General features: G+C 66.0%; 14 protein-coding genes, 1 pseudogene and 1 riboswitch. Of the genes and pseudogenes, 7 read left to right on the forward strand and 8 right to left on the reverse strand.

The genetic code is table 11. The features are described 5' to 3' along the window. Positions 1-56: 56 nt before the first annotated feature. Both LDZ21_RS19450 and LDZ21_RS19455 read left to right on the forward strand, forming a co-directional pair. On the forward strand, positions 57-275 hold the full coding sequence (locus tag LDZ21_RS19450; RefSeq protein WP_244796338.1) for a hypothetical protein: 219 nt from the start codon (positions 57-59) through the stop codon (positions 273-275). A gap of 93 nt (positions 276-368) precedes the next feature. Beyond that, on the forward strand, positions 369-800 hold the full coding sequence (locus tag LDZ21_RS19455; protein ID WP_035969866.1) for a PRC-barrel domain-containing protein: 432 nt from the start codon (positions 369-371) through the stop codon (positions 798-800). Positions 801-836: 36 nt separating this feature from the next. Here LDZ21_RS19455 and LDZ21_RS19460 read toward each other — a convergent pair whose 3' ends face one another. Beyond that, complete coding sequence (locus tag LDZ21_RS19460) at positions 837-1,748, reverse strand: LysR substrate-binding domain-containing protein (RefSeq protein WP_244796339.1); 912 nt, start codon at positions 1,746-1,748, stop codon at positions 837-839. A 100-nt stretch (positions 1,749-1,848) separates the two neighbouring features. Between LDZ21_RS19460 and LDZ21_RS19465 the strand changes: the two genes are divergently transcribed. The 4 genes from LDZ21_RS19465 to LDZ21_RS19480 are packed head-to-tail and all read left to right on the forward strand — an operon-like array spanning position 1,849 to position 5,562. Continuing rightward, positions 1,849-2,994 (forward strand): NAD(P)/FAD-dependent oxidoreductase, encoded by a 1,146-nt coding sequence (locus LDZ21_RS19465; protein ID WP_244796340.1) that lies wholly within the window; start codon positions 1,849-1,851, stop codon positions 2,992-2,994. Continuing rightward, the gene (locus LDZ21_RS19470; protein WP_244796341.1) at positions 2,978-3,280 is read left to right on the forward strand and encodes a (2Fe-2S)-binding protein; all 303 of its coding nucleotides are present in this window, start codon (positions 2,978-2,980) and stop codon (positions 3,278-3,280) included. The genes LDZ21_RS19465 and LDZ21_RS19470 overlap by 17 nt, the downstream gene beginning before the upstream one ends. Next, positions 3,277-4,722 (forward strand): NAD(P)/FAD-dependent oxidoreductase, encoded by a 1,446-nt coding sequence (locus LDZ21_RS19475; protein WP_244796342.1) that lies wholly within the window; start codon positions 3,277-3,279, stop codon positions 4,720-4,722. The genes LDZ21_RS19470 and LDZ21_RS19475 overlap by 4 nt, the downstream gene beginning before the upstream one ends. 45 nt (positions 4,723-4,767) lie before the next feature. Then, a complete protein-coding gene (locus tag LDZ21_RS19480; protein WP_244796343.1) occupies positions 4,768-5,562 on the forward strand; it encodes an ABC transporter substrate-binding protein in 795 nt (264 codons plus the stop codon). A gap of 70 nt (positions 5,563-5,632) precedes the next feature. Here LDZ21_RS19480 and LDZ21_RS19485 read toward each other — a convergent pair. From LDZ21_RS19485 to LDZ21_RS19500, 4 genes and pseudogenes are all read right to left on the reverse strand, one after another. After that, positions 5,633-7,072 (reverse strand): annotated as a pseudogene (locus tag LDZ21_RS19485) (MFS transporter). A gap of 80 nt (positions 7,073-7,152) precedes the next feature. Beyond that, positions 7,153-7,677, reverse strand: a complete 525-nt coding sequence (locus tag LDZ21_RS19490; protein WP_244796344.1) for a gamma carbonic anhydrase family protein — start codon at positions 7,675-7,677, stop codon at positions 7,153-7,155. Continuing rightward, the gene (locus tag LDZ21_RS19495) at positions 7,674-8,825 is read right to left on the reverse strand and encodes a CaiB/BaiF CoA transferase family protein (RefSeq protein WP_244796345.1); all 1,152 of its coding nucleotides are present in this window, start codon (positions 8,823-8,825) and stop codon (positions 7,674-7,676) included. The genes LDZ21_RS19490 and LDZ21_RS19495 overlap by 4 nt, the downstream gene beginning before the upstream one ends. Positions 8,826-8,835: 10 nt before the next feature. Continuing rightward, entirely contained in the window at positions 8,836-9,786 is a 951-nt protein-coding gene (locus LDZ21_RS19500; RefSeq protein WP_244796346.1) for a hydroxymethylglutaryl-CoA lyase, read from the reverse strand. 133 nt (positions 9,787-9,919) lie between these two features. On the opposite strand from LDZ21_RS19500, the gene LDZ21_RS19505 reads away from it, so the two are divergent. Then, positions 9,920-10,828 carry a LysR family transcriptional regulator gene (locus tag LDZ21_RS19505; RefSeq protein WP_035969878.1) on the forward strand — a complete coding sequence of 303 codons (909 nt, stop codon included), beginning with the start codon at positions 9,920-9,922 and terminating at the stop codon, positions 10,826-10,828. Between the two features lie 36 nt (positions 10,829-10,864). Here LDZ21_RS19505 and mntP read toward each other — a convergent pair whose 3' ends face one another. The 3 genes from mntP to LDZ21_RS19520 all read right to left on the reverse strand — a co-directional run bounded on the left by mntP (position 10,865) and on the right by LDZ21_RS19520 (position 12,634). Further along, a complete protein-coding gene (gene mntP, locus LDZ21_RS19510; protein ID WP_244796347.1) occupies positions 10,865-11,434 on the reverse strand; it encodes a manganese efflux pump MntP in 570 nt (189 codons plus the stop codon). Positions 11,435-11,442: 8 nt separating this feature from the next. Next, positions 11,443-11,621: riboswitch (yybP-ykoY riboswitch) on the reverse strand. A gap of 21 nt (positions 11,622-11,642) precedes the next feature. Beyond that, positions 11,643-12,329 (reverse strand): RNA polymerase sigma factor, encoded by a 687-nt coding sequence (locus tag LDZ21_RS19515; protein ID WP_244796348.1) that lies wholly within the window; start codon positions 12,327-12,329, stop codon positions 11,643-11,645. Beyond that, entirely contained in the window at positions 12,326-12,634 is a 309-nt protein-coding gene (locus LDZ21_RS19520) for a cupredoxin domain-containing protein (protein WP_244796349.1), read from the reverse strand. Before LDZ21_RS19520 ends, LDZ21_RS19515 begins: the two co-directional genes overlap by 4 nt.

The following is a 12,634-nucleotide window of genomic DNA, read 5'->3' on the forward strand; positions in this document are numbered from 1 at the left end:
CTGCCCGGAAGGTCCGCTGCTCACCTACATTCGGAGAGGACACGATGAAGACTGCAATGAAGTACCTCGTAACGACCGCTCTCGCGCTGGGCTTGTCCACGGTTGTGCTTGCACAGGGCAATGCGGGTGGAACACCCGGCGGCAACGGCGCTGGCCGCGGCGGCGTGGGTATCGGCACGCCCAACGGCAATGGCGAAACCGGCACGCCGTCCGGCCCGACCGGCAAGCATTCAGCGCCGCCGAAGCGCCACCATAAGGCGAAGAAGACGAGCTGAGGCAAGCGCATCGGACAAGCCGGAAGGAGCATGTCGCGGCCCGGGCCCGGGATTTGCGGCATGCGCCCGGTCTAACAACCACGAGACCTCGATATGAAACTCTTGCAGCGCCTCACCCTCGCGACCGTCATTGGAACCATCAGCCTGGGTGCTCATGCACAGGTGGCCGGCACGCAACCGCTCAGCGTTACCGTGCAGCAATCGCAAGCGCTACTGGAAGGATGGAGCACCAAGAAAAGCATCCTCGGCAAGTCGGTCTATAACGACAAGAATGAGAAGATCGGCTCGATCATGGATCTGGTGATTTCTCCCGACGCCACGGTGTCAGCCGCGATCATCTCCACCGGCGGATTCCTCGGCGTGGCCACGCACGACGTTGCAGTGCCGATCGCTTCACTGGAGCTTCGCAACGGCAACTTCTATCTGCCGGGCGCAACGAAGGACGCGCTCAAGAACACGCCGCAGTTCGAGTACAACAAGGTGAAGGCGCCGCCGAAGCCGAAGAAACTGAAAGAAGGCCAATAACGTATCGAGCGGATCGATGACGGGCGCAGCCTTTCTTCATCGGTCCGCTTTCACCACCCTCTCGAACGCCTCCCTGACGTCCACACAGAACGCTTCAGCCACCACGGGCATCGGCTGGGCAGCATTGGTCACGATGTAGAAGTGGTCCGGCACCTCGGGCGTGAAGCGCCTCACCGCGACGCGTTCCCTCGCATATGCGGCAGTGACCGGATCGATCAACGCGACGCCCGCGCCGTTCGCGACCAGCGCGACGATCGCCTGCGACAGTTGCGCTTCGATCACGAGGTCGCGGGAAACGCCCGCTTCGACGAACACGCGATCGATGGCGCTGCGCGCATCGAAGCTCTGCGGAAACGAAATAAAGCGCTCGCCGCGTAAATCGGCGGCTCGCAACGACGCGCGCCGTGCAAGACGATGCTTGCGCGGCACGATGCATCGCATCACCGCATTCGAAAGCCGCTCGCTTTTCACGGCGGGATGCGGGATCGGTTCGGCGATCAGCCCGACATCGCACTGGCCGGACGCTACCTTCTCCACCACCGTGGTCGCGCTATGCGCAAGCAGGCTGACGTCGATGCCCGCATGACGCTCGGCAAAACGCGCAATCACCGCCGGCAGCAGGTCGAGCGCCACCGCCGGCGATCCCGCCACGCGCAACGAGCCGCGCCGCATCGCGCGAATCTGCTGCGCCGCGAGCGTGATGCGGTCCATGCCGACGAACGCGCGCTCGACTTCCTCGAACAGCACGCGCGCCTCGGCCGTCGGCACGAGCCGGCCCTGCTGCCGCTCGAACAGCACGAAGCCGACGCGGCTCTCCAGATCGGCGAGAAGGCGGCTCACGGCCGGCTGCGAAACATGCAGCGATTCGGCGGCGCTCGTCACCGTACGGCGCAGCATGACCGCGCGAAACGCTTCGATCTGGCGAATCTTGAGTGCTGTCGTATCCATAACATTGGATTATAGGCGACGCATGAACCGGCATTTGACGCCGATTTTCGTCGCGTTCAAAGTGCCATCGGATACATGACACAGGCGGGAAAGGCATTCGATGCACGAAAAACAGGCCCATAACAACGCGCGCCACTACGACGTGATCGTCGCGGGCGGCGGGCTCGTCGGCATGGCGATCGCGTATGGGATCGCCCGCACGGGCAAGCGCGTCGCCGTATGCGACGGCGCGGACTCGGCGCATCGCGCGGCGCGTGGCAACTTCGGCCTCGTCTGGGTGCAGGGCAAGGGCAGCCGCTGCCTGCCTTACGCGCAGTGGTCGCGCGAATCGTCCGCGCGCTGGAGCGCGTTCGCGGCGCAATTGCAGCGCGAGACCGGCGTCGATGCGGGCTTCGAGCGGCCCGGCGGCATCGAACTGTGCGAGACCGCCGAACAGCTCGATGCGGGGCATCGCTTGCTCGAATCGATCCGCGCGCAGGATGCATCGCTCACTTACGAGGTGCTCGATATCAAGGCGCTGAAGGCGCGCGTGCCGACCGCCTCGGACGCGCTGGCCGGCGCGCTCTACTCGCCGCACGACGGCCATGCGAGTCCGCTTTACACGCTGCGCGCGATGCAGGAAGCGTTTCAGCTTCACGGCGGCGCGTATCTGCCGCGCAACGAAGTTCGTGAGATTCGTCCTCGCGCGGGCCGCTTCGAAGTCGATACGGCGAACGGCACGCTCGAAGCGGAGCGCGTCGTGCTGGCCGCCGGTCTCGACAACGCGCGGCTCGCGCCGATGGTCGGCATGCACGCGCCGATCACGCCGCTGCGCGGCCAGATCATGGTGACCGAGCGGCTGCAACCGTTTCTCGACTATCCGACGCTCGTCGTCCGTCAGACGCGCGAAGGCTCGGTCCTGCTGGGCGATTCGGCGGAACCGGCCGGCTTCGACGATGGCCAGACGCGCGCCGTGATGGCCGATATCGCGCGGCGGGCACGCACCGCGTTTCCGCTGCTCGCGCATGCGCGCATCGTGCGGTCGTGGGGCGCGCTGCGCATCATGACGCCGGACGGCCTGCCGGTCTACGAAGAATCGCCCGCGCATCCCGGCGCGTTCCTCGCCATCTGTCATAGCGGCGTGACGCTCGCCGCCGCGCACGCGGACGTCATCGCGCCGTGGATCGCGGGCGGCGGCAAGCCTGCGATCCTTCATCCTTTCGTCGCTACACGCTTTTCAAATCCGACCGATGCCCACGCTCTTTGAACCCCTCGCCACCATGCCGGCACGCACGGTCCGCATCGACATCGACGGCACCGAGCGGCACGTGCCGACGCATTACTCGATCGCCGCCGCGCTGCTCGAAAGCGGCGCAGCCTCGTGCCGCACGACGCCCGTGAGCGGCACGGCGCGCGGCCCGTTCTGCATGATGGGCGTGTGCTTCGACTGCCTCGTCGAAGTCGATGGCGTGCCGAACGTGCAAGCCTGCATGACGCGCGTGCGCGACGGCATGCGGGTGCGCGCGATGAGCGGCAAAGCGAGGCTCGCATGACGCAGGTGAAGTGCGATCTGCTGATCGTCGGCGCGGGACCGGCGGGCATGTCGGCGGCGATCGAAGCGCGTGCGGCGGGCCTCGATGTCGTCGTCGCCGACGAAGGCCACGCGCCCGGCGGGCAGATTTATCGCGACGCGGCGCAATCGCCACTCGCCAATGCGAACGTCCTCGGCGACGACTATCTCGCCGGACGCGCGCTCATCGAAGGATTCGCCGGCAGCGGTGCGAAGCATCTCGCTCGCTGCGTGGTCTGGCAAGTCGCGTTCGAAGACGGCCGCGTGATCGCGATGCTGACGCGCAAGCCTCACGATGAACGAGGCGGCACGCTCGAAGTCACGGCGCGCGCGGTGCTGATCGCGACCGGCGCGCAGGAACGTCCGTGGCCCGTGCAGGGATGGACGCTGCCGGGCGTGATGGGCATTGGCGCGGCGCAAACGCTGCTCAAGTCGTCGGGACTCGCGCCGTCGCAGGATGCGGTGCTGGCGGGCAGCGGGCCGCTGTTATGGCTTTTCGCATCGCAATTGCTGAAGGCGGGACGCCGTGTGCGCGCGATCGTCGATACCACGCCGCCGCACGCGTGGCGCACCGCGCTGCCGCACGCATTGCCCGCGCTCGCCGGGGCCGACTATCTGCTCAAGGGCTTGCGCATGATGCGCGCGGTGAAGCAGGCCGGCACGCCGATTCATCGCGGCGCGAGCGCGTTTTCGATCGAAGGCGATGGCCGCGCCGAACGCGTGCGTTTCGTCGATGCAAGCGGCGCGCAGCACGTCATTCACACGTCGCTCGTGCTGCTGCATCAGGGCGTGATTCCATCGACACAACTGCCCCGGTCGCTTGGCTGCGAGCACGAGTGGGACGCGCCGTCCGCATGCTGGCGTCCCCGCACAGATGCGCGCGGGCGTTCCAGTGTCGAGCGCGTCTGGATTGCGGGCGATGGCGCGGGCGTCGGCGGCGCCATCGCCGCGATGCACGCGGGCACGCTCGCGGCGCTCGACATTGCGCGCGAACTCGGCGCGCTCGACGCCGCGACGCGCGATGCACGCAGCCGCCCCGCCTTGCGCGCGATGAAGCGGCATCTCGCCGTGCGTCCGCTGCTCGATGCGCTCTACACGCCGCCCGCCGCGCTGCGCCGTCCCGCCGACGGCGTGATCGTGTGCCGCTGCGAAGACGTCAGCGCGGGCGAGATTCGCCGGATCGCGGCCCTCGGCTGTCAGGGACCGAATCAGATGAAGGCGTTTTCGCGGTGCGGCATGGGGCCGTGTCAGGGCCGATGGTGCGGCACGACGGTCAGCGAACTGATCGCACAAGTGCAGCAGCGCCCGGTCGGCGATGTCGGCTATTACCGCATCCGCGCGCCGGTCAAGCCCGTAACGATCGACGAGATCGCCGACTCCATCGCCCTCGACGACGACTTCACGCGCGGCGAATTCCCGAGCTGATTGCAAGACCCGCCCACTCTAACGAACGCTAACTACGGAGCCTGAATGAAGACCTCGCGCACAACGACGATGAAGACCGCCGCCGCACTCGCCCTGATGGCGGCGAGCACGATGACGATGGCCAAGGAATGGAGCACGATCCGCGTCGGCGTCGATCCGACTTATCCGCCGTTCGAGTCGGTGACGAAAGACGGCGCCGTGCAGGGCTTCGACATCGACCTCGGCAACGCGCTGTGCGCGAAGCTGAAGGCGAAGTGCGTGTGGGTGCAGAGCAGCTTCGATGGCCTGATTCCCGGATTGCAGGCGCGCAAGTTCGACGTCATTCTTTCGTCGATGGCCGCGAACGAGAAGCGTCGCCAGCAGATCGACTTCACCGAGCGGCTGTATCGCAACCAGACGCGCTTGATCGCGAAGGAAAGCGCGCATTTGCTGCCCGAGGCGTCGAAGCTCGCGGGCAAGCGCGTGGCCGTCGAACAAGGCACGGTGCAGGAAACGTACGCACGCGAGAAGTGGGCGGCATCGGGCGTGGACGTGGTCGCCTATCCGAGCTATGACCAGGCCTATGCGGACCTGACGGCGGGCCGTGTCGACGCCGTGCTGATGGACGCCGTGCAAGGCAAGCTCGGCTTTCTGGCGACGCCGGCGGGCAAGGGCTTCGCGTTCGCGGGCGATGTCGTCTATGACCCGAAGATCATGGGCGACGGCGATGCCGCCGGTGTGCGCAAATCGGACCCCGACCTTCGCGATGCGTTGAATGGCGCGATTGCGGACATCCTGCGCGATGGAACGTATCGCAAGATCGAGGCGAAGTACTTCGATTTCGACATGTACGGAAAGTAAGCAGTTTGCGGTCTTGCGGTCCGGTCAGCCGGCTCGCTCGACCGCTTCCCGTTCCCGGCGGGTAGCCGCCCTAATGACACAGCTCTTCGAGACGCTTGCCGTTGGTGCGCGGTCCGAATACGCCGATGGAAACCACGACCACCAGCATGCAGGCGGTAATGCCCGCGAACACGCCGACCACGCCGAAATCCCGCAACAGCGCCGCGATGATGAAGCCCGACATCATTGCGCCGATGCGGCTTGCCGAGTACACCAGCCCATTGGCGCGGCATCGGATGGCGGTCGGGAAAAGCTCGGCCTGATACGCGTGATAGCACACGGAGATGGTCTGTCCGGCGAGGCTGATGAGCACGCCGAGCGCGATCAGCGCCGGCACCGACCGCGCCTGACCGAACGCAATGCCGCTCACGATCACCACGAGCGCGCCGCCGACGATCAGCCACTTGCGCTGGATGCGATCGGCGTACAGCATCGCGAGCATCGGCCCGACGGGTAGCGCGAACGCAATGATGAACGAATACAGCAAGCTCTTCGTGACCGTGATGCCCTGCCCGATCAGCAGCGTCGGCACCCAGTTCGCGAAACCGTAATAGCCGATCGCCTGACACAGGTTGAACACGACGAGCATCACGAAGCGCGACCGGTACGGCGGTTGCAGCAACTCCGCGAACGACGCGCGCCGATGCACCGGCTGCTCGACCACCGGCAACGGCGGCGGCAATGGTCCCTTCGCTTGCCGCGCGACGATCGATTCGATATCGCGCACGATCGCATCGGCCTTCTCGGGCTGTCCGTGCTAGGCGAGCCATCGCGGACTTTCCGGCACCGAGCGGCGGATGAACCACACGAGCACCGCTCCCGCCGATCCTGCGAGCACCACGACGCGCCATCCGTCGATACCGAACACGGTCGTCGGCACGAGCCAGTACGACATGATCGCGGCCACCGGCGCGGCGGCAAACATCACCATCTGATTGAAAGCCATCGCGCGGCCACGCATGTGCTGCGGCACGAGTTCGGTCACGTAGCTGTCGATGGTGATGATCTCCACGCCCACCCCGATGCCCGTGATGAAGCGCCAGAGAATGACCGCTTCCGGCGTCGTCTGAACCGCCATGATCGCGGAGCCGATCGAGTACCACAGCAGGGAGACGGTGAACACAGCGCGGCGGCCGTATCGGTCCGGCAGCCAGCCGAAACAGAACGTGCCGACGAACAGGCCCGCGAACGTCGCCGCGATGAATCCGGCAATGCCGGTGAAGCCGAAGAACGAATGAGTCGTCGTGGCGAGCAGGCCGCTCTTCGCCATGCCCGGCGCGATATAGCCCGTGAAGATCAGATCGTAGATTTCGAAGAAGCCGCCGAGCGAGATCAGCAGCACGAGCATCCACAGATGCCGCGTGATCGGCAGGCGATCCATGCGCGCCGAGATTTCCGCGCCCGGCTGATTGCCGACGCGCACGTTGGGTGTGACGAGCGGGGGACTGCCCGCGGTGACGGTCTGCTGCATGTGTGTCTCCTGATCTTCATGATGCCGGCGGCTCGTCTTGCTGCGAGCCTGCCGGGACGCTTGACTGGAATCGTGCTGCTTTAAGCGGTCTGGTCGAGCTCCCGCCGATACTTCTCCGCGCGCGCGGCGTAATCCGCCGCATTGGACGCAAGACCTGCGATCTGCTCATCCGTCAGTTCGCGCACCACTTTCGCGGGCGCACCGAGAATCAGCGAGCGGTCGGGAAACGTCTTTCCTTCGGTCACGACCGCGCCCGCGCCGACGAGACAGTGCTTGCCGATGACCGCGCCGTTCATCACGATCGCCTGAATGCCGATGAGCGAGCCATCGCCGATGGTGCAGCCGTGCAGCATCGCCTGATGCCCGACGCTGACGTTCGCGCCGATTAGCATCGGATAGCCGGGGTCGGCGTGCAACACGGCGCCGTCCTGCACGTTGCTGCCTGCGCCAATTTCAATTGCTTCGTTATCCGCACGAATCACCGCGTTGAACCAGACGCTCGCACGCTCATGCAGCGACGCGTTGCCGATCACGACCGCCTGTGGCGCAACCCATGCCGATTCGGCCAGTTGCGGCTTGCCGTTGCTCAATCCGTAGCAGCTCATGCCGTCACCCGGCTCTTGATGCGCGACAGCACCTCTTGTGTATGCTCGCCAACGCGCGCCAGCGCCTGACGCACGCCGGGACGGCGGCCGCCCATCGTGATCGGCAGGAGGACGACATCGGTCGTATCGCCATCGTCGGTCTGCATCGGCGCGAGGCCGCCGCTCGCCTTCAGATGCGGATCGTCGAGCAACTGGTCGGGCCGCACGATCGGCGCATACGGAATGCCGGCCGCTTCGAGCTTCGGCGCAAGCTCGCCGACGTGTCGATCTTTCAGGATCGCGCCGAGACAGGCGAGCAGTTCGGGCCGCACCGCGACGCGCATCGCGTTGTTGGCGAAGCGCGGCTCGGCCGCGATGTCCGGACGCGCGAGCACATCGCACAGCGTGACGAACTGCTTGTCGCTGACCGCGCCGATGAACAACTGTCCGCCATCGGCCAGCGTGAACACGTCGTAGACGCTCCACGCGGAGACGCGTGCGGGCATCGGCGGCGGCGCTTCGCCGGTCATCGCGTATTGCTGCATGTGTTGCGCGGAGAGGAACACGCAGTTCTCGAAGAGCGCGCTCTGCACTTCCTGGCCGCGTCCCGTGAAGTCGCGTTCGCGCAGCGCGGCAAGCACGCCGATGGCGCCGAACATGCCGCCCATGATGTCGTTCACCGATGTCCCCGCGCGCAGCGGCCGTCCGACGGGACCGGTCATGTACGAGAGGCCGCCCATCATCTGCACGACTTCGTCGAGCGCGAGACGCTTTTCGTATGGGCCGGGCAGAAAGCCCTTGTGCGATACATAGATGAGCGCGGGATAGCGCCGGCTGAGCGTGCCGTAATCGAGGCCGAGCTTCTCCATGAGACCGGGACGGAAATTCTCGAGCACCACATCGCAGGTGCCGATCAGTTCGGTCGCGGTTTCACGGCCCTCCGGCGTGTTGATGTCGATGACGACGCTCTTCTTGTTGCGATTGAACGACCGGAAGAAGCCGATGCCGAGTCCCGGCAGCGTGCGTGTCTTGTCGCCGCCGGGCGGTTCGATCTTGATCACTTCGGCGCCGAGATCGGCGAGGATCATGCCGCACGTCGGTCCCATGACCATGTGCGTGAACTCGACGACGCGCACGCCGTCGAGCGGAAGTCTTGCATTCGAAGTCATGTGGAAAACCTCAGGCGGTCAGCGCGGCGCTCGCCGCATGTTGCGCGAATGATTTGGGAAGACCGGCACGCCACAGCGCGCCGTGCAGGGTTTCGCCTTCGAGCCATTGCGCGACTTTCTCGCGCAGCGCAAGCAGGCCGGTTATGTCGATGCCGGTTTCGATGCCCATGCCGGCCAGCATGAACGCAAGGTCCTCGCTCGATGCGTTGCCGCTCGCGCCCGGCGCATGGGGGCATCCGCCGATGCCGGCGAGCGTCGCATCGAAGCGCGCGACGCCCGTTTCGAGCGCGGCGTACACGTTGGCGAGCGCAAGGCCGCGCGTGTCGTGAAAGTGGCCGCACCAGAAGCGTTCGCCGGCGATGCGGCGCGCCTTCTCGAACAGCTCGCGAACGGCGCGCGGTCCCGCATAGCCGACGGTATCGGCGATGCTCACGCGATCCGCGCCCGCATCGAGCAAAGCCTGCATGCAGCGCAGCACTTCGCTTTCTTCGACGCGTCCCTGGATCGTGCAGCCGAACGCCGTGCCGATGCCGCCTTCGATCAACGTCTTCGCGCCCGATGCATCGCGGGCGGCGCGGATGCGCGCCACTTCCGCGACCACTTCATCGGGCGTCTTGCGCAGATTCGCGAGGCTGTGCTCGCGGCTCGCCGAAAGCGGCACGAGCAGCAAATCGGCTTGAGTCTCGAACGCGCGTTCCGCGCCTCTCAGGTTCGGCACGAGCACGGAAACGAAGAGGCCGGGCAGTGTCTTCGCGAAAGCGACGAGTTCGGCGGTATCGGCAAGTTGGGGCAAGAGGCGCGCGGGCACGAACGACCCGACCTCGATCTCGCGCTGCCCGGCCTGGTAGGCGTCGCGAATCCATTCGCGCTTGTGTTGCGTCGGCAGAATCCGCTGAATGCTTTGCAGGCCGTCGCGCAAGCCGACTTCGCGTATCGCCGCGTCAGTGGGGAACAAGGGCATGAGCCGTCTCCGTGATATCGCCGGTCATCGTGTCGCCGGCGTTGTGCTAACTTTAGACCTTCCGCCGCGACTCAGAAGCGGTATGTCGGAAGCGTTGTGATTCCGAACCGGCATGTCTAAAAAGGAAACGTCCGTGCGCGATATCGACCTGAAGACGCTGCGCCTCTTCGTCGCCGTATGCGATCACCGCAACATCGCGCGGGCGGCGGAGGAGCAGCACATCGAGCCATCCGCTATCAGCAAGCGCATCGCGCAGCTCGAAGCGGACCTCGGCGTGCCGCTGCTGTCGCGCTCGCGGCGCGGCGTCGAGCCGACCGGCGCGGGCATCGCGCTGCTCGAACACGCGCGCAACGTCCTGTTCACGCTCGATCGCATCGGCAGCGACGTCGCGGCGTTCGGCAGCGGGCTGCGCGGGCGCGTGAGCATCTGTGCGTCGGCGTCGGCGATGGCGGAAGCCTTGCTCGACGATATCGCCGCGTTCATGCGCGAACCGGCGAACGCGAACATTCGGGTCGACGTGGAGGAGAGGTTATCGACGGAGCTGGTGCGGCAACTGCGCGAGGGCGCGGCGAGCATCGGCGTCTGCTGGGACAACGTCGATCTCGAAGGCTTGCAGCACGCGCCTTATCGTCAGGACCGGCTGGCGCTGGCCGTGCATCCCGATCATCCGCTGGCGAACGAAACAAGCCTGAGCTTCGAAGACACGCTCGAGTACGAGCACGTCGGGCTGCTGCCGTCGACCGCCGTCCATACGATGTTGAGGCGATCCGCCGCGAGCGCCGGCAAGACGCTCTCGTATCGCGTGATCGTGTCCAGTTTCGATGCCGCGTTTCGCGTCGTCGCCGCGGGCCTCGGCATCAGCGTCGTGCCGGTGGAAGTGGCGGCGACGTATCAGTCGGTGTTCGGCGTCGCGGTCATTCCGCTTGTCGATGCCTGGGCGGAACGGCGCTTCGTGGTCTGCTTCAAAGGCTTCGACACGCTGCAGCCGGCGGCTCAAAGGATGGTCGAGCATCTGACGAGCCGGGCGCGGCAAGCGGCCTGAGCGCCGCCAGCCCGCTCACACTCGATTCAACTCGACTCAGCTCGTATAACCGAGATGTTGCGCGAGAATCGCGCAGCCGACGCCGATCAGCACCACCCCGCCGACGATCTCCGCCCGCTTGCCGATGGTCGCGCCGACGAGCCGGCCGATCATCACGCCGACCGTCACCATCAGCATGGTCGCGAAACCGATGGTGGCGGCGGTCGAGAAGATATCGACGTCGATGAAAGCGAGGCCCGCGCCGACCGCCATTGCATCGATGCTGGTCGCAAAACCGGTGACCGCCAGCACCCAGAACGAATGCGAGTTGGGCTTCTCGTCCGCGTGTCCGGCGCTGCCGCAACCTTCGCGGATCATGCGTGCACCGAGCAGAAAAAGCAGACCGAACGCGATCCAGTGATCCCACGCGGTGACGTACTGCGCCGCCGTCCGGCCGATCGCCCAGCCGACGAGCGGCGTGATGGCTTCGATGACGCCGAAGATGAGGCCTGTCCGGAGGGCTTCGGTGACGCGTGGCTTGCGCAGGCTCGCACCCTTGCCGACGGCGGCCGCGAAGGCGTCGGTTGACATGGCGAAGGCGAGGAAGATCGTGGAGGCGAGGTTCATCGAGTAGGGCTCTGGCCGGGCGAAGAAACACGACGCAACGCGCCGCCCGGCTTGAGGGCGCGTTCCGTCGATGGTCTTGCCAACCTTTGAAGGCTGCGCATGCCACGGTCCCTGTGCGCGGACCGAGTGTGTTGACATGCGCGCTTTCCGTGTGACGGAAAGCCGGCTACTCCCCAGCGAGAAGCGAGAGCTTAACACGGCCGATAGGCTAAGACTCGCCATCGGACAGCGTCGACAGCACCTTCGCAACGATGCGATCGCACCGCGCCCCGCCGAACTCGAATACGTCGCGCTCGGCGAGATCGAAGGCCTGCGCAAGCGATTCCCGCAACAGGCTGCGCGCCCGAAAATGCCGGCTGCGCACCGTCGCTTCCGGAATATGCAGCCATTGCGCGGTCTCCTCCACGCTCATCTCTTCGATGGAGCGCAGCACGAACACGACGCGAAACAGGTCCGGCAATTCATCGAGCTTGCGTTCGAGCAACGCGCGCACTTGCGCACGCGCGAGCGCCTGGTCGGGGGCATCGTCGTGGGAGCGGGTCGTATCGGCCCGTTCGATGGCGGCGGGCGCATCCACGATCGGAATCACGTTCTGACGACGCGCCGAGCGCCGCAATCGCGCGAAGCATTCGTTGAGCACGAGCCGCGACAGCCACGTGAGCAATTGCGAATCACCGCGAAACTGGCTCATCGACCGGAACGCGTGCAAGTACGCATCCTGCAGCGCGTCCTCCGCTTCGGCCTCATTGCGCAAGGTGGCGCGCGCCAGCCGATACAGCCGGCGGTTATGCCGCCGCATCATCGCTTCGAACGCGGCGCGGTCGCCGGCAACGATGCGGCGCGCGATGGCGAGTTCGTCGTTGGTGGTGTCGGTCGCGGGAATCATCGTCGTCATGGCCGTACGTTGAGGACCGCGTGCATCGCCGGATGCAGCGCGCATGAATAGGCGTAGCGTCCGGCATCGCGCGCCACGTAACTCCACGATGCGTTCGCCGCGATGCCGTGCGAATCGAACGCTTTGGCATCGGCGGTGGCGGTATGCGGGAACAGGTCCTTGTTGACCCACATCACGCGATCTCCGCGAGCGACCGTCAGCGCGGGCGGACTAAAGCGCATGCCTTCGATGACGACGACATGCGTCGCCGCACTCGCATCGACGGGCAACGCGAGCGCACTCATCAGCCAGAGCAGCAAGCGCAT

It is taken from the genome of Caballeronia grimmiae, from assembly GCF_022879615.1.
GTDB lineage: Bacteria > Pseudomonadota > Gammaproteobacteria > Burkholderiales > Burkholderiaceae > Caballeronia > Caballeronia grimmiae.